Annotated in this window: 26 protein-coding genes and 1 riboswitch; of the genes, 3 read left to right on the forward strand and 23 right to left on the reverse strand. The window is 56.3% G+C overall.

All coding sequences use genetic code 11. The features are described from left to right. Positions 1-9 precede the first annotated feature (9 nt). Complete coding sequence (locus DESLA_RS0107475; protein ID WP_028571968.1) at positions 10-1,599, forward strand: CCA tRNA nucleotidyltransferase; 1,590 nt, start codon at positions 10-12, stop codon at positions 1,597-1,599. 87 nt (positions 1,600-1,686) lie between these two features. On the opposite strand, the gene DESLA_RS0107480 is transcribed toward DESLA_RS0107475, so the two are convergent. From DESLA_RS0107480 to DESLA_RS0107590, 23 genes are all read right to left on the reverse strand, one after another. Further along, positions 1,687-3,249, reverse strand: a complete 1,563-nt coding sequence (locus DESLA_RS0107480) for an ABC transporter ATP-binding protein (RefSeq protein WP_084031953.1) — start codon at positions 3,247-3,249, stop codon at positions 1,687-1,689. A 236-nt stretch (positions 3,250-3,485) separates the two neighbouring features. Beyond that, the gene (locus DESLA_RS0107485; RefSeq protein WP_028571970.1) at positions 3,486-4,406 is read right to left on the reverse strand and encodes an ABC transporter permease; all 921 of its coding nucleotides are present in this window, start codon (positions 4,404-4,406) and stop codon (positions 3,486-3,488) included. Beyond that, entirely contained in the window at positions 4,396-5,496 is a 1,101-nt protein-coding gene (locus DESLA_RS0107490) for an ABC transporter permease (protein WP_028571971.1), read from the reverse strand. The genes DESLA_RS0107485 and DESLA_RS0107490 overlap by 11 nt, the downstream gene beginning before the upstream one ends. Before the next feature lie 60 nt (positions 5,497-5,556). After that, positions 5,557-6,630, reverse strand: a complete 1,074-nt coding sequence (locus tag DESLA_RS0107495; RefSeq protein ID WP_028571972.1) for a BMP family ABC transporter substrate-binding protein — start codon at positions 6,628-6,630, stop codon at positions 5,557-5,559. 86 nt (positions 6,631-6,716) lie between these two features. Next, on the reverse strand, positions 6,717-7,208 hold the full coding sequence (gene gpt / locus DESLA_RS0107500; protein WP_028571973.1) for a xanthine phosphoribosyltransferase: 492 nt from the start codon (positions 7,206-7,208) through the stop codon (positions 6,717-6,719). A 212-nt stretch (positions 7,209-7,420) separates the two neighbouring features. Further along, positions 7,421-7,711, reverse strand: a complete 291-nt coding sequence (locus DESLA_RS19330) for a hypothetical protein (RefSeq protein ID WP_028571974.1) — start codon at positions 7,709-7,711, stop codon at positions 7,421-7,423. Between the two features lie 77 nt (positions 7,712-7,788). Then, on the reverse strand, positions 7,789-8,154 hold the full coding sequence (locus DESLA_RS0107510) for a PilZ domain-containing protein (protein ID WP_028571975.1): 366 nt from the start codon (positions 8,152-8,154) through the stop codon (positions 7,789-7,791). A gap of 541 nt (positions 8,155-8,695) precedes the next feature. Further along, on the reverse strand, positions 8,696-13,498 hold the full coding sequence (locus DESLA_RS0107520) for a pilus assembly protein (protein ID WP_169732608.1): 4,803 nt from the start codon (positions 13,496-13,498) through the stop codon (positions 8,696-8,698). 10 nt (positions 13,499-13,508) lie between these two features. Beyond that, complete coding sequence (locus DESLA_RS0107525) at positions 13,509-14,117, reverse strand: pilus assembly PilX N-terminal domain-containing protein (RefSeq protein WP_028571977.1); 609 nt, start codon at positions 14,115-14,117, stop codon at positions 13,509-13,511. Then, a complete protein-coding gene (locus tag DESLA_RS0107530; protein ID WP_028571978.1) occupies positions 14,114-14,542 on the reverse strand; it encodes a type IV pilus modification PilV family protein in 429 nt (142 codons plus the stop codon). The genes DESLA_RS0107525 and DESLA_RS0107530 overlap by 4 nt, the downstream gene beginning before the upstream one ends. After that, positions 14,532-15,593, reverse strand: a complete 1,062-nt coding sequence (locus tag DESLA_RS0107535; RefSeq protein ID WP_028571979.1) for a PilW family protein — start codon at positions 15,591-15,593, stop codon at positions 14,532-14,534. The genes DESLA_RS0107530 and DESLA_RS0107535 overlap by 11 nt, the downstream gene beginning before the upstream one ends. Then, positions 15,575-16,051: a GspH/FimT family pseudopilin gene (locus DESLA_RS22355; RefSeq protein ID WP_084031956.1), complete on the reverse strand. Its 477-nt coding sequence runs from the start codon at positions 16,049-16,051 to the stop codon at positions 15,575-15,577. The genes DESLA_RS0107535 and DESLA_RS22355 overlap by 19 nt, the downstream gene beginning before the upstream one ends. Before the next feature lie 8 nt (positions 16,052-16,059). After that, positions 16,060-16,242: an addiction module protein gene (locus DESLA_RS0107540; protein ID WP_084031957.1), complete on the reverse strand. Its 183-nt coding sequence runs from the start codon at positions 16,240-16,242 to the stop codon at positions 16,060-16,062. Between the two features lie 49 nt (positions 16,243-16,291). Next, positions 16,292-16,558: a pilus assembly FimT family protein gene (locus tag DESLA_RS0107545; RefSeq protein WP_156932906.1), complete on the reverse strand. Its 267-nt coding sequence runs from the start codon at positions 16,556-16,558 to the stop codon at positions 16,292-16,294. Positions 16,559-16,667: 109 nt separating this feature from the next. Continuing rightward, on the reverse strand, positions 16,668-17,126 hold the full coding sequence (locus DESLA_RS19335; RefSeq protein ID WP_051434481.1) for a GspH/FimT family pseudopilin: 459 nt from the start codon (positions 17,124-17,126) through the stop codon (positions 16,668-16,670). Between the two features lie 150 nt (positions 17,127-17,276). Then, positions 17,277-17,369: riboswitch (cyclic di-GMP riboswitch) on the reverse strand. An 83-nt stretch (positions 17,370-17,452) separates the two neighbouring features. After that, on the reverse strand, positions 17,453-17,941 hold the full coding sequence (locus DESLA_RS0107555) for a GNAT family N-acetyltransferase (RefSeq protein ID WP_035261523.1): 489 nt from the start codon (positions 17,939-17,941) through the stop codon (positions 17,453-17,455). Then, positions 17,938-18,207 (reverse strand): type II toxin-antitoxin system TacA family antitoxin, encoded by a 270-nt coding sequence (locus DESLA_RS0107560; RefSeq protein WP_028571983.1) that lies wholly within the window; start codon positions 18,205-18,207, stop codon positions 17,938-17,940. The genes DESLA_RS0107555 and DESLA_RS0107560 overlap by 4 nt, the downstream gene beginning before the upstream one ends. Before the next feature lie 326 nt (positions 18,208-18,533). After that, a complete protein-coding gene (gene proC / locus DESLA_RS0107565) occupies positions 18,534-19,340 on the reverse strand; it encodes a pyrroline-5-carboxylate reductase (protein ID WP_028571984.1) in 807 nt (268 codons plus the stop codon). Beyond that, positions 19,337-19,756 (reverse strand): nucleoside-diphosphate kinase, encoded by a 420-nt coding sequence (ndk, locus tag DESLA_RS0107570; protein ID WP_028571985.1) that lies wholly within the window; start codon positions 19,754-19,756, stop codon positions 19,337-19,339. Before ndk ends, proC begins: the two co-directional genes overlap by 4 nt. A 170-nt stretch (positions 19,757-19,926) precedes the next feature. Further along, on the reverse strand, positions 19,927-20,721 hold the full coding sequence (locus tag DESLA_RS0107575; protein WP_028571986.1) for an ABC transporter ATP-binding protein: 795 nt from the start codon (positions 20,719-20,721) through the stop codon (positions 19,927-19,929). Next, positions 20,721-21,605, reverse strand: coding sequence for an ABC transporter permease (locus DESLA_RS0107580; RefSeq protein ID WP_028571987.1), 885 nt, complete (start codon positions 21,603-21,605; stop codon positions 20,721-20,723). The genes DESLA_RS0107575 and DESLA_RS0107580 overlap by 1 nt, the downstream gene beginning before the upstream one ends. Before the next feature lie 149 nt (positions 21,606-21,754). Continuing rightward, complete coding sequence (locus DESLA_RS0107585; RefSeq protein ID WP_337833215.1) at positions 21,755-22,726, reverse strand: ABC transporter substrate-binding protein; 972 nt, start codon at positions 22,724-22,726, stop codon at positions 21,755-21,757. Positions 22,727-22,838: 112 nt separating this feature from the next. Continuing rightward, on the reverse strand, positions 22,839-23,039 hold the full coding sequence (locus DESLA_RS0107590) for a hypothetical protein (protein ID WP_028571989.1): 201 nt from the start codon (positions 23,037-23,039) through the stop codon (positions 22,839-22,841). Between the two features lie 129 nt (positions 23,040-23,168). On the opposite strand from DESLA_RS0107590, the gene DESLA_RS0107595 reads away from it, so the two are divergent. Together DESLA_RS0107595 and panB are read left to right on the forward strand one after the other, a co-directional pair. Further along, positions 23,169-23,603 carry a CBS domain-containing protein gene (locus tag DESLA_RS0107595; RefSeq protein ID WP_028571990.1) on the forward strand — a complete coding sequence of 145 codons (435 nt, stop codon included), beginning with the start codon at positions 23,169-23,171 and terminating at the stop codon, positions 23,601-23,603. Between the two features lies 1 nt (position 23,604). Beyond that, positions 23,605-24,405, forward strand: coding sequence for a 3-methyl-2-oxobutanoate hydroxymethyltransferase (panB, locus tag DESLA_RS0107600; RefSeq protein WP_281172402.1), 801 nt, complete (start codon positions 23,605-23,607; stop codon positions 24,403-24,405). Positions 24,406-24,413 lie beyond the last annotated feature (8 nt).

Below are 24,413 nucleotides of genomic sequence, written 5' to 3' on the forward strand. Positions count from 1 at the left end.
AACGCGGCCATGTCCCACACAGCTTTCTCCCCCGCTCCCCACCCGTCGCTCCATCGCCTCCTGAGCGGCCTGCAACACGCCTCGCTGCCCTTGGACGGAGTATTTCTCGTAGGCGGCGGAGTTCGCGACCTGCTCCTGGGCCGCCCCCTGAAGGACATGGACCTGGCCTGCCGCGACGCTGAAAACGTCGCTCTCGGGCTGGCAAGGTCTCTGGAGGCCAGCTTTGTTCCTCTGGGTCGGGGCCACTATCCTCCGAGTTTTCGAGTGGTTCCGCGCGATGCCGACCAGCACGGAACCGAGTCCGGCTCGGTCTTTCTGGATGTCACGGAAATTCACGGTCGGGACATCCTTGAAGACTTGGCTCGTCGGGACTTTACAGTCAACGCCATGGCTCTGCCTCTCGGCCTGCTTCCGGATGCCCTGGCTTCCCCGATAGGCGACGCCCTCAAAAGCAACCACGGAATCCCCCCCGAAAGTCCTGCCTGGCAACGGCAACTGCTTGATCCGCACTCGGGCCGTCTGGATGCTCTCCAAGGCCTGATCCGCCGCACGGGGCCGCGCAGCCTGGTCGAAGATCCGCTGCGCATCCTGCGCGGATTCCGGCTGCGCGCGCAACGGGGCTGGATCATCGAACCGGCCACCCTGGACGACATGGCGCGACACGCCCACGGCCTAACCAAAATTTCCTGGGAACGGATTCGATCCGAACTGCGGCTGATTCTGGAATGTCCGGAAGGCGGTCGGCTGTTAGCGGAAATGGACCGGGCCGCAGTGTTGGACGTTCTGTTCCCGGAACTGAGGGAGATGCGCGGCTGCGGCCAGAACCATTTCCACCATCTGGACGTGTTCGAGCACTCCCTGGCTGCTGTGGATCAATGTGAAGTCCTGATCGCGGAACTCAACGCCGTATTCGGCGAGCTTGAGGAGCCGATCCTCACCGCGTTGAAGGGCTGGCGGCTGCCCTGGCTGAAACTGGCCGTCTTGCTGCACGACATCGGCAAGCCCGGAACCAAAGGCCGCCGGACCACGAAAGAGAACACGGAGCGGATTACCTTTTACGGCCATGACGCCTTGGGCGCGGCCATGGCCGAATCCATTGCCGCCCGGCTGCGGCTGTCATCCGCGGAGAGCAAATATGTCGTCGGCTTGATCCACAACCACCTGCACGTAGGCGTGCTGCTGCGCCCGGAAGCCAAGCTCAAGGCCCGGCTGCGCTGGATGCGCCGCCTCGGACCGGATATGATCCCCGCTGTCCTGCTCTGCCTCGCCGACATCCGCGCCACCCTCGGCCCCGCCAGTTCCCTCTCGGACCATCAAACCCAGGAAACCCGAGGCGTCGCCCTGATCCGAGAATACTTGGAGCAGACCAGGACCACCTTCAGCGCCCCCCCCCTGATCAACGGCCACGACCTCCAGGCCCTGGGCCTGCCGCCCGGCCCGGCCCTGGGCCGAACCCTCAAGCAGCTGCAAGAAGCCCAGGACGCGGGAGAGTTCACGACCAAGGAAGAGGCCGTGATGCTGGCAAAGCGTCTTCTTGAGATCGAAGCCTCGATGCGCGAAACGACCCACGACTCCAGCAAGACCCGAACAGGTTGTTGAAAATCCCCGCTGGCTGCGTTGCTGCAATTGGGAGTTTTTCAACGGACTGCTATGCCTCTCTTCGTCCGCGCACGATCAACACGCAAACTACGTCGAACCGGCCATCAACAAGCCGATGCGCTTCATCCGTTCCTGGTCGTCCACCGGGAAGTCGTCCATGATTTTGCCCCTGAAGATCACGGCGATCCGGTCGGCCAGGGTTACGGCTTCGCGCAGGTCTCCGGTGACCAGGAGGATTCCGGCGTGTTCGCGGGCCTGGAGCAGTTGTTGCCAGACCTCTTCGGTGGAGGAGATGTCCAGGCCCTGGGTGGGCTGTTCGGCCACGATCAGCCGGGAAGCGCGGAAAAATTCCCGGGCCAAGACCAACTTTTGGAGGTTGCCGCCGGACAGCCGGCCGGCGAGCATGTCCGGACGTCCCGGTTGGACGTTGAATTCCGCGACCTTTTCGGCCACGGTTTCCCGGGCCAACTTGCGGCGCAGCCAGGGGCCCCGGCAAAAGCCCTGGCGGGTGGTCAGCAAAAAGTTGTCCGTGATGGTCATTTCCCGGCACACGGCCACTCCCAGACGATCCTCGGGAATGTAGCTCAAGGACTCCTTCCACGAAGGATTGGCGAAAAAGGACTTCCAGTCCGCGCCCAGAATCTCCACCCGCCCGGCTCCCGGCGGCCGCAGTCCGGCCACGGTTTCCACCAGTTCCTTCTGGCCGTTGCCGGCCACCCCCACCAGGGCCATGATCTCGCCTTGGCGGACCACCAGGCTGACGTCGTCCAGGCGCGGGCCGGTGAGATGTTCGACCCGCAGAACGGGTTCTCCGGGCGTGCAGCATGGTTTGTCGATGTCCAGGGACACCGTGCGCCCGATCATCCGATTGGCCAACTCTTCCTTGGACTGGATTTCCTTCGCGTCCCAGTGCCCCATCAGTTCGCCGCGGCGCAGCACGGCCACCTCGTCGGCCACGGCGATGACCTCCTCCAGCTTGTGGCTGATGAAGATGATCGACTTGCCCTGCTTGGCCATGTTCCCCAGGGCTTCGAACAAGTGGGCGATTTCCACCGGGGTCAACACCGCGGTGGGTTCGTCGAAGATCAGGACCTGGCTTTGCCGGTAGAGCAGCTTGAGAATCTCCACCAGCTGCCGCTCGCCCATGGACAGTTCCCAGATCCCGGCCCCCGGATCAATGGGCAGGTTGAAACGCCGGGTCAGCTCGCCCACTTCGCGCTCCATGGCCTTGGGAGAGATCCAGAACCGCCTCTCCTGGCCCAGGAGCACGTTCTCGGCCACGGTCATCCGGTTCACCAGCATGAAGTTCTGATAGACCATGCCGATCCCCGCGGCGATGGAATCCTTGGACGAATCAAAGCACATCTCTTCGCCGCGCAGAAATATCCGCCCGGCGTCCGGCTTGAGCCGTCCGGCCAGCATGCTCATCAAAGTGCTCTTCCCGGCCCCGTTTTCGCCCAGCAGGGCCAGAATCCGACCGGGCCGGATCTCGAAGCTGATGTCGTGGTTGGCCCGCACCGGGCCGAAGGACTTGGAAAGCCCTTCCAGGCGGATCAAGGGGACGTCGGATAAAGGACCGGCCGCCGAATCGGAAGGCGGATCGAGCGCCACGTCGGACAGTGCGCCAAGAGATGAGTCAACCTGGTTCATGCGCTAATCCTGGGATGAAGAAGTCCTTATCCTGCAGTTCGTTCAAAAACCCCAAGTGCAAGGAGCAAAAAAAAATCGTATTTGCTCAGCACGTTTTGCGACCGCTCTTGTTCCGGCAATCGGGGGTCGGTATCGTTACGGTATCGAAACAGGAAGAGTTGAGAACGCATCCCAGCGTTTTCGATCCCGATCCCGATCCCGATTCCGATTCCTATTGGGAGTTTTTCAACGGACTGCTACTCTTCGGGTTCCATGTTCACGCCCAAGGCCGCGGGCGCCTCGCCGCCGCGACCGGTCATGGTCGAGGCGATGAGCACCAGGATGGTCAGGGCGTAGGGGAGCATCATCAGAATCGAGGAGGGGATGTCCGTGCCCATGGCCTGCAAGCGGAGCTGAAAGGCCATCACCCCGCCGAAGAGATAGGCCCCGAACACGGCCCGGCCCGGGCGCCAGAAGGAAAAGATGACCAGGGCCACGGCGATCCAGCCCCGGCCCGCGGTCAGCCCGTTGGTCCAGAGATGGATATAGGCCAGGGAGAGGTACGCTCCGCCAAGGCCCACCAGAAAGCCGCCCAGGGTCACCCCCAGCCAGCGCAGGCCGACCACGTTCAGCCCGGCCGTGGCCGCGGCCACGGGGTTCTCCCCCACGGAACGCAGGTGCAGGCCCAGCCGGGTATGCCGGAAAAAGGCCCAGATCAGCACCGGCAGGCCGAAGGACAGGTAAACCAGCACGTCATGGGAAAACAGGATCGGCCCCAGCACCGGAATGTCCGCCAGCACGGGCAGGGAAACCTTGGAAAAGCCGATTCCCTGGGTTCCCACCAGCGGCGTGCCCAGGTAGTTGGCCAGACCGACGCCGAAAATGGTCAGAGCCAGCCCGGAAACCACCTGGTTGCCCTGAAAGCCCAGGCAGACCAGGGCATGCACCGCGGCCAGCATCGAGGCGCAGAGTCCGCCCATCAGGAATCCCAGCCACGGGCTGCCCGTGGTCAGGCTGATCCAGAACGCGGACAACGCCCCGACCATCATCATCCCTTCCACGCCCAGATTGAGCACCCCGGACCTCTCCGTGATCATCTCGCCCAGGGTGGCGTAAAGAATCGGGGTCCCGGACTGCACGGCAGCGGCCAGCAGCGGAATGAGCAGTTCAATGGGCATGACTCCTCCCTCCCTTGCCGACGGCCTCGCCGGGCAGGTTCAGCCGCAACCGGTAGTGGTGAAAAAACTGCCCGGCCAGCACGGTAAGCAGCACCAAGCCTTCCAGAATGTGACCAAAGGCCGCCGGAACCCTCAGCTCCAACTGCAAGACTTCCACGCCCACCCGCAGCCCGGCCAGCAGGAACGCGGCCAGGGCCATGGGCCAGATCTTCAGCCGGGCCACCCAGGCCACCACGATGGCCGTGTACCCATATCCCACCAGGATGCTGGGCTGCAGGCGGTGGGCCACGGCCGAGGTCTCCACGAACCCGGCCCAGCCGGCCATCATCCCGCAGATGCCCATGACCAGGAAGACAAGAAACCCGTAGGGCATGAAGGCGTAGCGGGCCGCGGCCAGGCTCTCGCCGCTGGCCCGGATCTCATAGCCCAGCCGGGTCTTGTTCAGGAACAGCCAGGCCAGACCGCTGAGCACCACGCAGAGCACCAGGCCCCAGTGCAGCCGCGTCCCGCCGAGCATCCCGAGCTGGGCCGCGGCCGGGTATTCCATGGTCATGGGAAAGTTTCGGCCCGCCGGATCTTTCCAGGGCCCGTAGACCAGATAGTTCAAAAACAAAATCCCGATGTAATTGAGCATCAGGGTGGAGATGATCTCGTTGACCCCCAGCCGGACCTTGGTCAGGGCCGGAATCAGGGCCCACAAGGCTCCGGCCGTTCCGGCGCAAAGCATCATCAACGGCAGCAGCACCGGGGCGGGCAGATGGGGAAAGGTCAGCACGGCCCAGGCCGCCCCGATGGCCCCCAGGGCGAACTGGCCCTCGGCCCCGATGTTCCATATCTGCATCCGGAAGGTGAAAGAAACCCCCAGCGCGCACAGGTAGATGGGAATGGCCTTGCGCAGGGAGTCTTCCAGGGACCAGACGCTGCCGAAACCGCCCTCCCAGAGCAGGGCCAGGGCACGCAGGGGAGCCACGCCCTGGACGGCCAGGGCCGCGCAGGCCAGGGCCAGGGACAACGCCAGGGCCGCGCAAAAAACAAGGACCGAACCCCATCCCAGGGGTTCGGTCCTTTTAACGACGCGAATCAGACGCATGCCGGCAACCAGTGCGTGTGGCGATGCGGATGGCGATACATGAGGTTCAACCGCGTTGCCCTACTGGGTGGAACCCACGACTCCGCGCACAAACCAATCCATGGACAGCATTTCCTCGTCCGTGGCCTGAACGCCTTCGGCGATCCGGACCTCGCCCTGCTGATCCAGTACCGGACCGACAAAGACATCCGTGGCGCCGGAGCGGATTTCTTCCTTCTTGGCCAGGACCTTGTCCTGAACGTCCTGGGGCACCATGGGACCGAAGGGCGCCAGGTCCACCAGGCCGTGATCCAATCCCCACCAAATAGACTCGCTGGTCCAGGTTCCGTCCTGGACCTGTTGGACAACGGCCTTGTAGACTTCGGCCCAGTTCCAGACCGGGGCGGTCAGATGGGCCTTGGGCGCGAAGACGCTCATATCCGTGTTGTAGCCCACGGAGTAAACACCCCGTTCTTCTGCCGCAACCTGAGGACCGGGAGAATCCTGATGCATGGCGATCACGTCCGCGCCCACGTCCAGCAGGCTGTTGGCCGCTTCCTTCTCCAGAGCCGGATCATACCAGGTGGAACTCCAGACCACGCGAACCTGGACGTCCGGATTCACGGCCTGGGCGCCCAGGGTGAAAGCGTTGATCCCGCGGATGACCTCGGGAATGGGGAACGCGGCCACGTATCCCAGAATGTTGGACTTGGTCATGGACCCGGCCACCATGCCGGCGAGATAGCGCGGCTGATACATCCGCCCGAAGTAGGTGCCCACATTCTCGGCCTGCTTGTATCCGGAACAGTGCATGAACACCACGTCCGGATGCTGGGCCGCGACCTTGATCACGGAATCCATGAACCCGAAGCTGGTGGCGAAAATCAGGTTGTGCCCCCGTCGGGCCATTTGCGTCAGCACCCGCTCGGAATCCGGACCTTCGGACACGGACTCCACAAAGGTGGTCTCCACCCCGTCCAGGGCCTCAATGGCCATCCGGCCGTCGTCATGAGCCTTGGACCAGCCCGCGTCACCCACCGGCGAAACATAGATGAACCCGGCCTTGATCTCCTTGGCCGCCACGGCACCAGGCCCCACCAGCAGGGCCAGGGCCACCAAAGCCGCCGTCACCATCCCAAACACGCCTCGCTTCATACTCGCATCCTCCAGACTTTCGGTTAAGGTTTTATGAGGGTTGTCGCGATTTTTCATTGCCGCCAAAGTGCCCGCGACATTTTGGATCATTTCCCCCGCTGATCCGCCAATGGCTCCACGAACCGGGCTTCGGAGTCCCAGGGAAAAAGAATCCAGGTATCCTGACTGACCTCGGTGATGAAGGTGTCCACCATGGGCCGCCCGGCCGGCTTGGCGTAGACCGTGGCGAAATGGGCCTCGGGCAGCATCTCCCGAACGATCTTGGCCGTGCGCCCGGTGTCCACCAGATCGTCGATGATCAGGGTCTTGGCCGCAACGTCCGGAGCCAGCGGCTGGAAGCGCTTCAGCACGGAGCACTGGCCCTGGTCCTGCCATGCGTAGCTGGACACGCAGACCGTATCGATGACCCGGATCTCCAGTTCCCTGGCAATGACCGCCGCGGGCACCAGTCCACCCCGGGTGATGGCCACGATGCCCTGCCACGGACCCAGGTCCAGCAGTCGCCAGGCCAGGAGTTTGGAATCTCGATGCAATTGGTCCCAGGAAATGGGATGGAGTTTGTTGTATCGGTCTTTCATGATGAAGGGGGTTGAAGGTTTTCGGTGTCCAAATGGAAGGATTCCGGTATCTACTCAGCACATTTTGTGTCCGCTTTTGCTCCGGCTATCGGGGTCGGTATCGGAATCGAAACAGGAAGAGTTGAGAACGCATCCCTTCGTTTTCGATGCCGACCCCGACCCCGGCAGCGACATTACGCTGTGTTGAGTAGTTACAAAAAATACGCCGGGGATCATCCCTTCGGCCCGTCCTTCGGATTATCCAGCCGTCTGATTTCGCAATCATACTCCCGTCGAGCCTGGAATTCCCGGTGTACGCCGGGACCGCCTTTTTCCGCGCCCATTTTATAGCGCATCCATTTCCACCGAATCCACATGACCAGACCGGCGGTGATCACGAAGGCGATGAACACCAGGAAAAAAACCGCGCCGAGAAACACGCCCAGCACGGCCAAGGGGAGCAACAGTATCCAGCCCCACCAGGGAAAACGGGGCGACAGAAAGACAATGCGGCGATGATGCATGGGTGGGGGAGGATTTGATACGTGAGAGTTTGAACGCTTTAGGGCGACGCAGAAATTGAAAGTTTTTCAACGGACTGCTAAAACTTGCTCCACTCGGGACCGACTGGGACTTCAAGATGCTCTTGCAAGCGGTCGATTTCCGGCTGCTCCAGTACCAGGGGTTCAGTGAATTCGACGCCCCAACACGAACCTTCCCGGCGAACGATCCGCCCAACGACGCCTTGAAGCGCAAACCGCAAGCACTCCGGAACGGCCAGAAATTCGACCCGTTCGCCAACGGCTGCCCAATCATGTCGCCCTTCATTCTGGGAAAGATCCACCAGTACACCGACCCGGCTGATATCGTAAACAATGGCCATGAACCGTCGCCCATCGGTCATGCGCAGAACGCTGAAATCCGGCTCTACGTCAACCCGGGGCGCATTGCGTTGCTCATCGTCCATGGCCTGGTTATCCGGCTTGTAATTGTCTGGAAATCCAAAAAAATAGCGACTGGACGAGGGTAAAACCAGGGATGCCGCGCAAGCTCCGAAAGCTCCCGCCTGGCCGCCGCACCACTCAAAAGCCCGCCACCAGCCTGACGGCCCCTCGTACCCGGATCAGGTCCGAAAGGCAATGCCGACGCCGGGCCGCCAAATCAATGTGTTGATACTTCAACAAAGCCACCTACTTGATCGACACGGACAGCTCATACAATGTTTCAGGATCAATATCATAATTTCCTAGCAGGGTATTGTTCCGTAACGGACAAAGGCCCGTAAAAAAAATTTACTGGTCCTTGATTCTACTCCACGATTTTTGATCCAAGTACGGACTCATGTCAAAAAGTATTTTCTCACCGTTTTCAAAAATCATTAGCATGCTGTACATGATTTGGATGAACACTGGAAACATCTGAAAGAACCCAAGATTATCCTCATTAAAAAAATCCTAGCTCATATATCCAATATTCTTATTGATAATTTATTATATCAATAAAAAAAACTATTCAACATCTATCATATGCCAACTTGATCGCCCACTACGTGTTGAATCAATAGGAAGATTAGGCTGATCAATTGAAATTATTTCACCAGTACTTGTCTGGATAAAAACTGTTGCCCCTTGCTGATCACCAAGATGCAAAGTTGGTGTAATTGTCATACCAGGTCCAAGGTCTTTTGTGAAATCGACGACATTTTTTTCACCATCACCTTCTCCAACAACAGACGAATTTGATTCACCAAAAACATTTTTAATCCATGGAGTACATGTCAAGTAATGTAAACTATACAACTTACTGCGTCCATCAGATGCACATATATTGTTATCAGGATCAGGGTGGTATGCGGAAAAATTGAGTAATCCACCTAGCAAAGAAGGCTGACCAATGACACGCTCACCGGCAGGAGAAAGTTCTCTATATGCGCCACTCACGTTTGACTTTGATAAAATTTCATTTTGCAGCCCATAAAATGTTGTTACACCAGATGGAAGGCAATTCGTAGAGCCGTCTGAACATAAAATCTCACCGTAAGATTCCGCACTGACCTGAACATTGCTAACATTCAACAATGAAGATTTTGAAACTTGTGAAAAGTTGTACGCATTGCTTTGGGTCTGCTTCGGTTCCTGGATACAGTAGATGGATTCAGTGGATACATCAAACTTGTCGGCCGCAGTCCAGAACTTTCCAGTGCCGAAATAGACCCAGACATTATCATCTTTCCAGCCAATGTTGGGCTCCCCGGTGACAGGCCTTCCGGCATCAAACATGGACTTGTACTCCCACTTGCTGGGGTCCGCGTCGCCTTCAACCTTCAATCGCTGCAAGCCTCCACCGATAGTCTGTCCCTGCTTTTCCGTGGTCCCGAAATAGAGAATATCGACGAAAAAGTCGAAGTCATAGTCCACGCTGACCATTCCGGTGGATATGAACGAGTTGTTGTTCGGAACCTCCTTTCTGCCGCTCTGGGTCGCTGAAGGGGCAAAGTCCGGGATGCGCAGATTGCTCCAATTGGCATGGCTCTGATTACCCAGGTAGTCCTCCATGGGAACAACCGCCACCTTAGCCTTCTGTGTACTTTCAACGCTAATTTTGTCGCTGTCCGGGCCGGTACTGAGAACCAAAAACCATTTGACGACGCCGGAGCTATCTTTCACCGGGACAACCGTAGGGACGGATATTGTATATCCAAAGTTCACACATGGCTTATTCCCAGCGCATGATTGATTCCCCCTCTTGGTCGTTGTTTCCCCCAAGAGTACCGGGGGCTCGTTCGGCTCTGTGATATCCAACACGAAATATGATGAACTGAATTCGCGGCCCAGAACTGTATCTTCAAAGTACCCGCCCCCGAAACGCATACCACCGACAAGGATGGTACCCCACCCGCCGGGGTGTTTATCAGAAGGTGGAAAAATTTTTACATCGAAAACTCTGGGACGCAAGTCAACATAATACTGATGACTGTAGTTTGGCTGAGCCAAACAGCTCAAGTGGGGTAATAAATTGTACGGCACATAGGCCCACATCTCAGCACCCAGCGCTGGTCCACTATTGGCTAAAAAACCGCTACCTGTCTGATAAAATCCGGCATTTACAGCGTGAAGCATGCCGTCGTTGCCTCCAAAATAGGCCATCAATCTTCTGTCACGATATTTACGGTAGAATGCGCCGTATGTCGGATCGTTCCACAACAGGTCGTAGTTTTCCGCCGGAGCGCCCACCAATACCGGCGATGAATGGATGACGTCACCAAGTCGCCAAGTTTTGTTGTTGAACTGTCGGCTACGCATACCGACCTGATCCTGACCGCGTAGCCATTTGATGGTGTCTTCGTCAAGATATGGTATGTCCGCATGGTTTGTATGAATAAAAGGGATGACTTCATTGGCGTCGATCTTGCCATTGTTGTTCGCATCATTCCAGGTGAATATATAACGATACGCTGAATCAGAAGCATAGCTTCCTCTGTTGACAAGTTCATCCGTGAGATCGTTCACCCAATCTGATACAGCCCAAAGATAGGAAAGGTCGTCCAACTCTTTGATCGTTCCGCCATCGCACCCACCGTTGCTAGCATCTCCATCCACGCAAGCCTTGGTCCTCTTAGCGTCGGCATCGTAAAGGTAGACGACCTCCTTCCCGAGCTTGTCCCTTAAGCGGCCCTGAGTATCGACTAGAAGGGCGCGCACGTCGCCTGTCCAGGTGACCTCCTTGTCCGAAGTATCGAATCTGGAAGGCCAGAACACGGCCTGCGTAATAATCCCCTCTCCCCTGCGGGAGGATGAAATGACCGATGCGGCGGCACCCGAGGCAATGCGAGTGAGCATTAGTTGAAATGCCCTGGCCAGTTGCTGCTCCAAGCGCAGAGGGTTGGCCACGTAGAAGTAGTGGTCCGGGACACCATCACCGGCCTGATCCCAGTTCACTGTCCCATCGGCGTTTGCTTCATAGCCGCCCCATTTGGCCGCATACCAAAGAGGATTTCTCAAAATACCGGAAGGATTCCCGGCAACAGTGAAGACTCTCGACCAAACAAGCCCCAAATCACTGACCTGTGTTGGCGTATCTCCCCCTACGGTAACGTCCTTGTCTTTTACTACAAGGTATGCTCCATCTTCTGTTGTTCCTGAAATGATAAAGCCAAGGACCTGATCAATGCCGCCTGCGGCATATTCAGAGGTGACGGTCACCTTGATTTGGTTATCGCCTATGGATTCAACCTCATATAATATGATTGCATCCATGTCATGATCAGCGCCCTGCTCTACGTCCTCAAAATTAATTCGAAATTTTGCGTACGTAATCTCGTCGTTTTGATCGTATGTGATGCTATCCACGAAGAAATTAACTATCTGATTGGTTGGGCAAAACGCATTAGATGCGCAATTTGAAACATGCAATCCATCTGCATCCAGTGACAACGTACATTTTTGAGCGCAATTCTGGTTGACGTTCAAATTACCACTGATGGATTTTCCCATGGGAACGACACGTACGCTTGAGTTACCAACTCTGACGTCAATGTCGGGTATCGGCGAAGAAAGCGCGACAGCAAAGGTGCTAACCTTTTGCTCATCCGTTAAATCCGGTCGCAAGTCCGTATTTCTTGCATAGTTGGCCACGGAAGCGGCATAATAGCTTCCCTGTTTCGTCGGGTCTTCAGGGCATAACCCACGGACGCCGCCGAGGTTATCGACCGCTTTCGAGGTGCACATAAAATCCGTGCCCTCATCATTTTCGCCGATAAACCATGGGGCTCCGGCTATGGACTCCTTCGTGCCGATGGCGTCCGCAAGATTTTGGGCATGGAAGTTTCCTGCCCCCAGCGCCTGCTCAGAGCCCCATCCCGCCGCAGCAAAAGCAGAACCCGGCAGTTTGTCGGAGTCAAATGAGGGATTGATGTCGCTGACGACCAGCATGATCGGCTTGGCACAGTAAAGATTCTTGCCGCTTTGCATAAACGGGTCCTGCCATGTCGCCAAAGGCAAGCCAAGCGTCGCATCCTTGCCTCCGCTGTAAAGATAATCTTGTGTTGGCGATTCGTCGGCAAAGTACCTCGAAGTCTCATACATCATCTCCGCCAGAGGGTTCCCCCAATCCGGGAACTCTCCTTCATTCATGGTGCGACTTGTGACCCATGCGCCGGACCATCCAGGTTCATAACTGTGATCCGAATACCTGAAGTTGATAATCCTCATCTTGTTGATAGTTTGAATGATTCCGTTGATTGCCGTGAACTGGCCAGTCTCAAGATCAATTTCATCGCTGATGCTGCCGATGTTTTTTCGAACGACACCCCCAGACATGTTTTTCTCGTAAGATCCGGTCATTAGACCAAAATACATGCTGTTCCCTTCGCCGTACTTCTGCAAAAGACCGATGGGTTTGTAAACCGCGCCTGATCCATCTGAGTTCGTTCCAGGATATAGCTTACAATTATCCTCAGGCATAGACGCATCGCACACTTTGACGCGTACGGCATAATCGGTCAGGTCATATCCGCCATGCGAGCTTCGCAAGCTGCTTATGGTTGGGCCTGACTCACCATCTTCTAAGCGATTGCCTGCAACTGGCCGTTCAATTGCTGTCCAGTTCCATATACGATATTCTTTTCCTGCATGACCTGCATTCTCTAAAACCCGAAGAAACGGCGTTCCATTAGCTGTGAGTGTCGTCGAGGCGAAAAAATGGCGACGTCCAGACATAGGCGCTGACAATGGCGTATAATCGACGATGCTATATCCATCCACAGATTGACTGGTATACTCCTTACCCCATGAATGGGCATCCTGTGGAACGTATACCCTTTGCAAAACCGTGTCAGTAACGGAGTCCGTGGAACGATATCCGCCATAAAGCACCTTGCGTATCGTATCCATGCGGGACATTGTCAGATAATTTAAAAAGTCACCGCTCCATGCATTTGAACATTTTTTATCCGCAGTGACTGAATTCGGTTCAAATCGACTGTTACTGGAATTGTAAGTATAGCACTTATAAGAATCAAAATAGCCGTAATAGTCAATGGATGGGTTATAACCTATGTCCAGAATTCCATCGTCATTCAAGTCAGATGCATCATTATAGGCCGCGTAATACAATTTATGATCCCTGCCCATGACCAGCATGACCAATGGTGGGACAGCTTCTGGGAGAAAAGGCGGTCCGCCAAAAGAATATTGACCACATACGTCGGCGCGTACGATAGTTGTGATCGCAACCGACAGAAAGGATGAAACCATAAACAAGACAGCGAGACAAACAATAGCACCGCTGGGATACCCCACTTTATATCTCATCCTCGCCCCCTTATCTCTGTACATGCCGGTACATGGTTCCCACTGCTTGGCGGCTGTTAAGCCGCTCATAGCCACGTCCAATAAGCTGATAATAGCTTGAAAAGCCGCCGGCCCCGGCGACGCCCTTACCGATTCCTTCGTACCCAGCGCCAATAATGATAGAACCACCCTCTGCAGGTCGTGCACCTTGGAATTTTACCTTAACACCACCTACTTCGATAAGTGTTCCCGGATTGATCACCTCGAAAAAACTCACATTGGGCTCTTCATCGGGATCGTTCATGTCTTGACTCATGTACATCAAAGGTCCGTTGGAAATTTGTCCCTGAAAATAGTCCCCTTGAGCATCTCCCAAGTAAAAAGCAACAGGTTCGTCTCCTCTCGTATCCACAGAATACCCGACCATTTCCTCGACAACATCCACCCCGGACTCGGCCCAGTTAAGGGCTTGGTTTCGGAGTTGGAGATTGCGAGAAATGTATACATCCATCTCCACGTCTGCAGAAAAACCAATGATCATGATGCTCATAGCAAGAAGAATAAGAAGCGCCATGACCAGGGCAATTCCTTCTTCACCTCGGCTACGCCGACTCTGGAGACAGTAAATTTGTTTACTCATGACGCTCTCTCCGGGACTAGCCTGCCGGCAGAGAATGACTTGTTGCCGCGGTACTTCCAGTCCGCCCTGACGAATATCTCCCAGAACGCCCTGGTATCCAAAACGTCACTGCCGTCACTGACTTCCATTCTCGTCAAATTCCATTCCAAAACGTAATTGAAACCGCCAATAGTCTGTTCCTCTTGGCCTTGACATTCTAAAGCTCCCTGTGGGCAAACCTGGGCAGGCCGCAAAGACAGTTCTTCGATTTTTGCCTGCACAAGCTCCGTGGCTATGGACATGGTTCGTCCCTGACCTCTGGTCAACACGGCAGCCTGCTGGGTGCTCATCCATGCCAGAACAGCCACGGCCAGCACAATCACGGCAATGAGCACTTCGAGAAGGGTGAACGCTAAACAGGACTTGGAATATGCATCAGAAGACATTACGCAAAACCACCTCTCCTCGGCTGAGCATCCGGGCATATCCGTCGCTAAAAGGACCGACGCGGTACATGACGCAATGCGAATCACCATCTTCTGTGTATTGCTCAATACACATATCCACAGGCTCTCCAATATTTTTAGTCAGGTCAGTCACCTCGAAAACCTGGGATTGTACTCCGGTCTGATTTTCACTGCGCCCAACAACCCAAAAACGTATTTTGCGGATATCCAGGAGATTCACGGGGTCATCGAGCCACTTCTCTCCGTCCGTTGAATATTGAACCTGAAGGTCTTCGATATTCTCCGCGACGATCCAATATTGCGCGGAAGTATAGGCGAAATTTTTCAGATACAGTGTTGGAATTGTAATAGTTTTCCCAATTCTGTTTGTCTTAGCGGTTTCAACTATCTGAATACGGCTTGGAGAGACCATGTACATTGTTGCTTCTTCAGGGGCATCGACGTTCCTGAGAAACGTCAGCTTCCTACCTCCGTCGGCAACGTTCGCGCTTGGATCTAAAACAGAGAAAACATTACCCTCATAATTGGGGAAAAAGTAGAAATATCTCTTAAATAGATTGACATCTTGATCAGGTAATGGGCTTGGAGCAGGATAACCTGAGCCACTCTTGAGCTGAACGACATTATCCGTTATAGAGTCCACTGTGCCAATCTTCTTAAAACCATAAACAATCACTAAAGAATCTGGGTCAAGTGTTGTAGAAATCGATTCTCCATTTTCAATATTCGAGACGAACGTATTGATCGTAATGTTACCAGCACCTGGCTCGTTTCCCGTCATGCTGAATCCATCCTGAAAGGAATCATAACCCCCGAACCCTGCATGGCTGAAAGCATGAGAAAGCCGTTCAGTAGCAACGCGCAAATTCATCTGAAGGCTGAGCATCTCTTCTTCTGACACAGACATTCTGCTTTGAGAGATAAAAACAAGAACAAGCGCACCAATGAGTACCATCATTGCGAGCATGGCGATAATGAGCTCAACAATGGTAAAACCATCACCATTCGAGTTCATAATCTTTCGAGCCATATCCTACCTACAGAGTTCATCTGGATACTAATTTTATCGCCTGCAAGATTCGTCAGATGGTAGTTGCTGTTTGCCGTTGTTCCAGATGGAGAAAACGTTACAGTATATCCACCAGTCGGCAAAGCCCCCCCGCCAGAGAATGACAATGACAAGCCATTTCCGGATAAATCAATTGAGTTGCCGCGACCGTTATCATATTTATCAGTATAAAATTTCATCGTGACATCTGAGTTAGTCTTTATTGCATCTATACGTGCGTGAAATAATGCTGAACGGATATTCCTTGCCTCAGACTGAAGTCTAAAGCTGGCAGAATTAATATAAAACAATCCAATTCCCGACATGATCGAAATAATCGCCACCACCACCAACACCTCGATAATGGTCAGCCCGCCGGTGTTTCGCTTGACCATCACACATGTACGGTCATTATGGGTCATTGCATCGTTGCTGGGCATTCGACAATCTATTTCCGGTGATCTCGGTTCATTGCGCTCTCTCGAAGAATTCGCTTCGCTTCCTTCCACGGCACAAACTCATCCCTGCCAGCCGTGACATCCGCTTCACGCGCTCGAAGCACTTCACCATGCCGCTCTGGCGATTCATATTCGGCCTCAGGTCGAGATAAATCCACCCAAAGTTCTTCCATGACCCGGTGTTTTCAGCACGGGTCAGTCCGGTGATGTCCAATACTGTATTCATGACTCTATTTGCTCCTCGATGCTTCCTTTCTCTCGTCTTATCTTACTCTTGAGCACCTGGTCAGATGAAACAATACTTCTCTGAAATCGTTCACTTGTCTCGAAATATTTCAGTGACTCGCAGAAAGACTCGTTGGCCACGGCACTGGTCCGCGTATTGCCGATGAACACGTTGAACGCCGGGATGGCGATGGTCGTGAGGATGGCGGCGATGGCCACCACGACCAGGACTTCGATGATGGAAGAACCTTTTTTTTGTACCATTAATATCCTATCCAAAATCGAATGGATCACTGACAAGTGGCCTTCTCCGTCCGAACCCTCCCGGCCCGGGCCAGGATGAACTTTACGCCGCGCTCCTGGCGACAGAGGGTCAGGGTGCCGGCCTGGAACGCGCCGCTGACATACTGGGTCGAACCCAGTTGGCGACGTATGACACATAGTTGCGTACGGGCATGTTCCCGGTCAAGGTCGTCTCGCCGCGCAGCGGACCGCGAACCCTGAGGATATCGTTGGAATCAGCAACTTGAGCCAGATTCCCGGCATCCACGAACACAATCCATCCCTGCTCCCAACCTCCCTGGGTGGTACACTCCAGGCCGTCCACGCTCTTGCAGACCGTGACCCGCTGATTGCGCTTGATGGCTTCGCTGCGGGCATAGCTGAGGGTGGACAAAAAATCATGGGCCGTCGTGGACAACCCGGCGCTGCGATACATCCCCGTGAGATACGGTGCACTGACCGCCATCAAAACCAAGGCGATGACAATGGCGACCAGAACCTCGACAAAGGTCAGGCCGGAGAAAGTTCGAGGCGAAGAGCGAATGGGCACAGCCGGTTCAAAGAGATAAAATGCTGGAGAAGGGTTGCCCGGTGGACAGAAACATCAAAACAAGCGGAGAAGTGGAAACGGAAGAACATTGCCGGTCCGGCGGAAGGGAGCGAGAGCAGGGAAAAAGCAGGAGGAAAAACCCCTCTTCGGTCCGGCGGCCCCGCTACCCTGTTTCGCACAAAACGAAATGTAGGCCGGTGGCTTTGCGTCACACCCTTTCGGCGTGCTTTGCCCTTGTCAGACACTTTGGGGTAGACTATATTTTGCTCACAAAAATATGTCCAGTGTTTTTTCCAGATTCGTTGATGGATGCTAAGATTCTTTGATCAAGTCAGGAGTTTTTCCAGGCCCAGCATGAGCGTCATCTCATCCAAGGGCGATTCCAGAAAGCCGTGACGGATGTAAAACAATCGGGCCTCTTGGGAAATGGCATGCACCACAAGCGCCCGTATTCCTGCCTGTCTTGAGACGGCCACGGTACGTAGCAAAGCATCTTTGAGAAGTCCCTGGCCAACCCCCAGCCCCTGCCACTGAAGGTCAACCGCTAATCTCCCCAGCACCATGACAGGCACCGGCTCAGGCATATTCCGGCGTATTTTTGCGGATGCCCTCACTCGTTCAACGCTCCCGACGGCTAAAGCATAATAACCAGCAACTTTTTTCTCCTTTCCGACAATGAATGTCCGGGAAGCGCCGGATGCCTCATTTCGCAAAGCCTGCTTGATCAGCCACGAATTGAGTACAGCCACTCCACAATCAAAATCTTCCAGGCTATAAAGTGGGGAGACTGGGGAGGGAGGAGAAAGCTGGGTCATTCCCACGGTGCTTTTGTTGCAAGGAGTGCTTCAACGGAATCGGAAACGGGAGCCCTCATCAACTCTTCAAATTTCCGATACTCCGCGTCATCCAGAAAAAAAAGACGTCGATCCAAAAGGACATTCTCGGCTTCCCGACATGCCGCCTCAAGCATAAACTCCGATCGACTTTTCCTCAAAATATCCGCAGCTTTATCGATCAAAACCCTTTGTGTCGGCAACGCTCTGATGTTGATGGGAGAACTTCGCGTTTCAAGTTGAGCCATACCCCCTCCTTTGTATACAAATCTGCTATACAAAATCGGCTCTCTTTGTCAACGATCTGCGTGGTCAGAACCGCAAGCGAATGTGGGAAAGGATAAAAAAAGGTATCTACTCAGCACATTTTGTATCCGCCCTTTCTCCGGCAATCGGAGTCGGGGTCGCTATCGGAATCGGAATCGGAACAGGAAAAATTTTGAACGCTTCCCAGCGTTTTCGATCCCGATCCCGATTCCGATTCCGACACCGGCAACGGCACTACTCGGTGCTGAGTAGTTACAAAAAAAGGGGACCATCGGCCCCCCTTTGCTGTAAGCTCTCAAAGGTCGACCTACCCCTCCCCCAGCTCCCGACTCCGCTGCTCCGCCTCGTGCACCGCGTCGATGATCGAGCCGCGGACCGCTGTTCTGTCCAGGTGGTTTAACGCGGCGATGGTCGTTCCCGCGGGGGAGGTGACCATGTGCTGCAGGGTGCTCAGACTGAAGCCGGTTTCCTGGGCCAGCTTGATCGAGCCTTCCAACAGCCCGGCAACCATCTCCTCGGCCTGGGGCCGCCCCAGGCCGGCGGAGACCCCGGCCTGGACCAGGGCGTCCATGAAGTGAAACACGTAGGCCGGGCCCGAGCCCACCAGAGCGGTGAAGGCGTGGAAATACCGTTCCGGCAGAACGTGGACCTGACCCAGCAGGCCCAGGAGTTCCATGATCGTTGCTTGCCCGGCTTCGGTCAGCTTCGGGTCTTCGAAGCAGACCGCGCTGACCCCGGAACGGACCATGGCCGGAGTGTTGGGCATGACCCGGACCACGGCGCAACGCTCTTCCGACCAGGCTCGCAGCTGCTCCATCCCGATGCCGGCGGCTATGGATATCAGACATATCTCCGGTCGCAGGGCCGGAAGGGCCTCGGCCAGGACCTTGGACATGATTTGCGGCTTGACCGCCAGAAATACAAAGTCCGCGTCGCGAAGCACATCTTCAATGCTCTGCGCCGCGACGAAGCCGGGCACCCCGGCCAGGTCCTGCGCCTTGCTTTTATCAGGATCAAACCCAAGAATGGACGTATCCGGGCGAGTGGAGAAAGCCTTGATCAAGGCCGCCCCCATGTTCCCGAGCCCGATGCATCCGATGCGCAAGGCACTCATCCCTGCTGCTCCATGGTGTTGAAGAAATACGGGATTTCCTGAGCCGCGGTTTCCGGGGCGTCGGAACCGTGCACCGTGTTCCGCTCCACGTCCAGGGCCAGATCCTTCCGAATGGTGCCATCGGCGGCATTGGCCGGATTGGTTGCGCCCATCAGGTCCCGCCAGCGGGCAATGGCGTTGTCGCCTTCCAAGACCGCGGCCACGATGGGCCCGGAGGTCATGTAACTCACCAGGCTCTGAAAAAACGGACGCTCCTTGTGCACGGCATAGAAGCCCTCGGCCTGGGCCGTGGTCAGCCGCAGCTTGCGCAAAGCCACGACCCGCAGCCCCGCGGTCTCGATCCGGGTCAACACATTTCCAATCAAATTCCGCTCCACGCCGTCCGGCTTGATCATGCAAAGGGTACGTTCAGACATTGAAAAAACTCCGTTGGGTTTATGTTGTATGGTTGATTTATCGCAATCGAGATCGAAATTCCATTACCGTCATTCAGCGACGGACTTGCACTTTGTCGGCTTCGATTGCGATTTCGAGCTTGCCTTCCGACTCCTGAATACTGAATGCTGGTTCCTGAATACTCCCCCTCTCACACCAACAACATCTTGTCCGAAGCAAAGGCTTCCTGCTTCAGGCTGTAGAACCGGGCCAGCAGATCGTCCACCTTCAGACGGGACTTCTCCTCGCCGGAGATGTCCATGATGATCTCGCCCCGGTGCATCATGATCAGCCGGTTGCCCATGCGCAGGGCCTGGTGCATGTTGTGGGTGACCATCAGGGTTGTCAACTCCATGCTTTCCACCAGCCGGTCGGTCAGCTCCAGAATCTGCTGGCCGGTCTTCGGGTCCAGGGCCGCGGTATGCTCGTCCAGAAGCAGGATGTCCGGGCGGACCAAGGTGGCCATGACCATGGTCAGGGCTTGGCGCTGCCCGCCGGAAAGCAGGCCCACGGCGTCCTGGAACCGGTCCTCCAGCCCCAGATCCAGCATGCGCAGCTTTTCCCGAAACAAGTCCCGGTCCAGACGCCGCACCCCGGCGGATAGCCCTCGAAAGCGCCCCCGCCGCAGGGCCAGGGCCAGGTTCTGCTCGATGCTCATGGAAGCGCAGGTGCCCAGCAGCGGGTCCTGGAAGACCCGGCCGATGAACTTGGCCCGCTTGTACTCCGGCCAGCCGGTGATGTCCCGATCATCCAGGAGGATACTGCCCTGATCCGGGAAAAAGCATCCGGCCAGACAGTTCAACAAGGTGGATTTGCCGGCCCCGTTGGAACCGATGATGCAGATGAAGTCCCCGCGACGAACGTCCAGGGAGACATTTTGCAAAGCCAGGACCTCGTTCACGCTGCCCCGGTGAAAATACTTGATGACATTTTTCAGAGACAGCATCATGAGAAGAACCGCGCCTTGATTTTCGGCGCGGTGAGCGCCAGGACCACCAGCAGCGCGGTGATCAGGTTCAGATCGCTGGGAGTGAAGGAGAAGGCCCCCAGTTTCATGCTCAGGGCCATGGCGATGGCCAGCCGATAGAGAATCGAGCCGAGCAGGGCCGCGATCACGGCGCGCATGATCCCGCCCCGGCCGAAGACCGTCTCGCCCACGATCACCGAGGCCAGCCCGGCCACGATGGTTCCCACGCCCATGTTCACGTCCGCCGCGCCCTGATTCTGGGCGATCAGCGCCCCGCTGAAGGCTACCATGGCGTTGGACAGCCCCACGCCGATGATGATCACGCTATGCGTATTCACGCCCTGGCTGGTGATCATCCGGGGATTGTCGCCCGTGGCCAGCATGGTCTGTCCAAATTCCGTGTGCAGAAACCAGATCAGGAAGATCACGATGGCCGCCCCGATGAACGAGAACAGGACGATGGAGGACAAATACCCGGGCAAGCCCAAGCCCATCAGCGGATCGAGGATCGTATCCCGGCCCAGCAGCGAGACGTTGGGGCCGCTCATCACCCGAATATTTATGGAATACAGGGCGATCATGGTCAGGATGGAGGCCAGGAGATGCAGAATCCCCAGCTTGGTGTTCAGAAACCCGGTGACCATCCCGGCCAGGAACCCAGCGAACATAGCAAGAAACAGAGAGAGGAACGGGTCGATCCCCGAGGTGATGGCCACGGCGCAGACCGCGGCACCCAGGGGCAGACTCCCGTCCACGGTCAGATCCGGGAAGTTGAGCACCCGAAAAGTCAGGTACACGCCCAGGACCATGATTCCGTAGACCAGCCCCTGCTCCACCGCGCCCAACAGCGCGTACCAAGTCATGGGCGGACTCCGGATGCAATGATTCCGTAAAAAACGATCAGCATGGATATGTTCATGGAGAAGAAAACGTCATGAAGAAAGGTTAAAACCTGGTAGTCGCACTCGTGCTCAGCAAGACGACTGAGCACGAGCAGACAAGAGATTATTGCTTATTCGAGAATCTTCCCGGCCCGGTCCAGGAGAGCCTGGGGAATGGTCACGCCCATGGCCTGGGCCGCGGGGAGATTGATGTGCAGTTCGAGTTCCTGCTGGGTTTCCACCGGGGTGGTTGCTGGGTCGGCCCCGCGGAAAATCCGCGCGGCCATGGCTCCGGCCTGACGGCCGTGTTCGTAATAGTCAAAGCCCAGCGCGGCCACCGCGCCCCGGGGCACGGAGTCCACGTCCGCGGCGTACAGGGGCAGCTTGTTGTCCTGGCAGACCTTGGCCAGGGCCTCGAAGGCCGAAACCACCGTGTTGTCCGTGGGCACGTACACGGCCTGAGCCCGGCCCACCAGGCTGCGGGCGGCCTGGAACACGTCGCTGGACCGGGCCACGGTGGCCTCTTCCAGCTTGATCCCGGCCTTGTTCGTCTCAACCTTGAGCAAATCCACCAGGGCGCGGGAATTGGCTTCCCCGGAGTTGTAGATCACGCCCAGGGAGGTCATTTCCGGATGGAACTCCCGGATCAGGGCCAGGTGCTGGTCCATGGGGGTCAGGTCCGAGGTGCCGGTGATGTTCTCGCCGGGATTTTGCAGATCCTTGACCAGCCCGGCGCCCAGCGGATCGGTCACCGCGCTGAACAGGATGGGAGTCTTCTGCATCGAGGGGTTCTTTTTCACGGTCTGAGCCATGGCCTGGGCCGAAGGCGTGGCAATGGCCAGCACCAGGTCCGGACGCTCGCCCACGATCTGCTGGGCGATCAGATTGGCCGTGGCCATGTTGGCTTGGGCGTTGTGCACCCGGTAGTCGACCTGAAACCCTTCCTCACGCAGTTGGTCCTGAAAACCGCGCAGCACGGAATCCAGAGCCGGATGCTCCACGAACTGGTTGACGGAGACGACTTTCGCCTGCTCCGCGCCGGCCGAAACGGACACTCCGAACAACAAAACAAGACATGCCGACAAGACGAAACGGTTCATCATAAGACCTCTCCTCGCATGAGCGTCAAGTAAAAAGGAAAAGTGATCGAAAAACATTGATGGGTATCCGATATCCCGAAAAAGGACAAGAAATACTTGTCATGCCATAATCCTTTCATATTCTCCAAATCGCCGCCGGCCCCAGGACAATTTTGTTCTCGAACCACAGACGCTCTGGATCGGCATCGAAATCGAAATCGAAATCGAAATCGTGATCGAAATCGATTTCTGGTAACATTCCGATTTCGATAGCGATAGCGATTTCGATTTCGATGATTGCTGCCCCCCTTGGGGGTTCCCCTTGAACACCCTGCAATCCAGCATTCTGAAATTATGGATATTTTCCAGAGAACAAAATGGCCCTGCCGCCGGTCCGGCCATCCTTGACAGACCGGTCATGAACAGTGAAAGAATACGTGTATTCTGATCAACAAGGAGAACCATCATGCTCAAAGTCAACGATCTGATGACCAAAAAGGTCTTTTCCCTTCAGGAGCACGACAACGTGCAGACCGCCCGCTCGATCATGAATCTGGGCCGTATCCGACACATCCCCATCGTGGACAGGGAGGAGCGCTTCGTCGGTCTGCTGACCCACCGGGACCTGCTGGCCGTGACCATTTCCAAGCTGGCCGACATCGAGGACGAGGTCCAGAACGAAATCGACGCCTCCATTCCCATCCATGAAATCATGCGCCGGGACGTGACCACCATTTCCCCTGGCGTGGACCTGCGCGAAGCCGCGGAACTCCTGCTCCAGCACAAGTACGGCTGCCTGCCGGTGGTGGATAAAGAAAAGCTCGTGGGCATCTTGACGGAAGCGGACTTTCTTAAGCTGACCATCAGCCTGATGGATGCCCTGGACAAGATGGAGGCATGAAGTGGGTAAAACGACCACGGCCACGCTCCTGGAGATGAAGCGCCAGGGCGAAAAGATTACCGTCTTGACGGCCTATGACTGGGCCACGGCCAAGCTGTTGGACGAAGCCGGGGTGGACGTCCTGTTGGTGGGCGACTCCCTGGGCATGGTCATGCTCGGCCTTGAGAACACCCTGTCCGTGACCATGGAGGACATGCTCCACCACTGCCGGGCCGTGGCTCGGGGGGCGCAACGGGCCATGTTGGTGGGCGACATGCCCTTCATGAGCTACCAGGTTTCGCCGGAGCAGGCCCTGGTCAACGCCGGACGTTTTTTACAAGAAGCCGGGATGCATGCGGTCAAGGTAGAGGGTGGACGGGAAATCCTGCCCGCCGTGCGCAAGATGACCCAGAACGGCATCCCCGTCCTGGGCCACGTCGGCCTGACGCCCCAACACGTTCACCAACTCGGCGGATTCAAGGTCCAGGGCCGGACCGACGCCGCGGCCCAGCGCATCCAGGAAGACGCCGTTGCCCTGGAGGAAGCCGGGGCCTTCGGCCTGGTCCTGGAATGCGTCCCAGCCCCCCTGGCCCGGACCATCTCCGACCAACTGGCCATCCCGACCATCGGCATCGGCGCCGGACCGGACTGCGACGGCCAGGTCCTGGTCTTCCACGACGTAGTCGGCCTCTACGACCGCTTCACCCCGAAATTCGTGAAAAAATATGCTCAGGTCGGCACCGTGATGCGTGACGCGGTGCGAGAGTACGTTCAAGAGGTCAAGGCCGGGACGTTTCCGGGAGAGGAGCACGTTTTCAAGTAAAATGAGTT

Origin of the sequence: Desulfonatronum lacustre DSM 10312 (genome assembly GCF_000519265.1) — a bacterium.
GTDB classification, from domain to species: domain Bacteria; phylum Desulfobacterota; class Desulfovibrionia; order Desulfovibrionales; family Desulfonatronaceae; genus Desulfonatronum; species Desulfonatronum lacustre.

Coding starts and splice junctions, on each gene's coding strand:
- DESLA_RS0107475 (WP_028571968.1), top strand. CDS start 10: ATGTCCCACACAGCTTTCTCCCCCGCTCCCCACCCGTCGCTCCATCGC.
- DESLA_RS0107480 (WP_084031953.1), bottom strand. CDS start 3,249: ATGAACCAGGTTGACTCATCTCTTGGCGCACTGTCCGACGTGGCGCTC.
- DESLA_RS0107485 (WP_028571970.1), bottom strand. CDS start 4,406: ATGCCCATTGAACTGCTCATTCCGCTGCTGGCCGCTGCCGTGCAGTCC.
- DESLA_RS0107490 (WP_028571971.1), bottom strand. CDS start 5,496: ATGCGTCTGATTCGCGTCGTTAAAAGGACCGAACCCCTGGGATGGGGT.
- DESLA_RS0107495 (WP_028571972.1), bottom strand. CDS start 6,630: ATGAAGCGAGGCGTGTTTGGGATGGTGACGGCGGCTTTGGTGGCCCTG.
- gpt (WP_028571973.1), bottom strand. CDS start 7,208: ATGAAAGACCGATACAACAAACTCCATCCCATTTCCTGGGACCAATTG.
- DESLA_RS19330 (WP_028571974.1), bottom strand. CDS start 7,711: ATGCATCATCGCCGCATTGTCTTTCTGTCGCCCCGTTTTCCCTGGTGG.
- DESLA_RS0107510 (WP_028571975.1), bottom strand. CDS start 8,154: ATGGACGATGAGCAACGCAATGCGCCCCGGGTTGACGTAGAGCCGGAT.
- DESLA_RS0107520 (WP_169732608.1), bottom strand. CDS start 13,498: ATGAGATATAAAGTGGGGTATCCCAGCGGTGCTATTGTTTGTCTCGCT.
- DESLA_RS0107525 (WP_028571977.1), bottom strand. CDS start 14,117: ATGAGTAAACAAATTTACTGTCTCCAGAGTCGGCGTAGCCGAGGTGAA.
- DESLA_RS0107530 (WP_028571978.1), bottom strand. CDS start 14,542: ATGTCTTCTGATGCATATTCCAAGTCCTGTTTAGCGTTCACCCTTCTC.
- DESLA_RS0107535 (WP_028571979.1), bottom strand. CDS start 15,593: ATGGCTCGAAAGATTATGAACTCGAATGGTGATGGTTTTACCATTGTT.
- DESLA_RS22355 (WP_084031956.1), bottom strand. CDS start 16,051: ATGCCCAGCAACGATGCAATGACCCATAATGACCGTACATGTGTGATG.
- DESLA_RS0107540 (WP_084031957.1), bottom strand. CDS start 16,242: ATGGAAGAACTTTGGGTGGATTTATCTCGACCTGAGGCCGAATATGAA.
- DESLA_RS0107545 (WP_156932906.1), bottom strand. CDS start 16,558: ATGGTACAAAAAAAAGGTTCTTCCATCATCGAAGTCCTGGTCGTGGTG.
- DESLA_RS0107555 (WP_035261523.1), bottom strand. CDS start 17,941: ATGACCCAGCTTTCTCCTCCCTCCCCAGTCTCCCCACTTTATAGCCTG.
- DESLA_RS0107560 (WP_028571983.1), bottom strand. CDS start 18,207: ATGGCTCAACTTGAAACGCGAAGTTCTCCCATCAACATCAGAGCGTTG.
- proC (WP_028571984.1), bottom strand. CDS start 19,340: ATGAGTGCCTTGCGCATCGGATGCATCGGGCTCGGGAACATGGGGGCG.
- ndk (WP_028571985.1), bottom strand. CDS start 19,756: ATGTCTGAACGTACCCTTTGCATGATCAAGCCGGACGGCGTGGAGCGG.
- DESLA_RS0107575 (WP_028571986.1), bottom strand. CDS start 20,721: ATGCTGTCTCTGAAAAATGTCATCAAGTATTTTCACCGGGGCAGCGTG.
- DESLA_RS0107580 (WP_028571987.1), bottom strand. CDS start 21,605: ATGACTTGGTACGCGCTGTTGGGCGCGGTGGAGCAGGGGCTGGTCTAC.
- DESLA_RS0107585 (WP_337833215.1), bottom strand. CDS start 22,726: ATGATGAACCGTTTCGTCTTGTCGGCATGTCTTGTTTTGTTGTTCGGA.
- DESLA_RS0107595 (WP_028571990.1), top strand. CDS start 23,169: ATGCTCAAAGTCAACGATCTGATGACCAAAAAGGTCTTTTCCCTTCAG.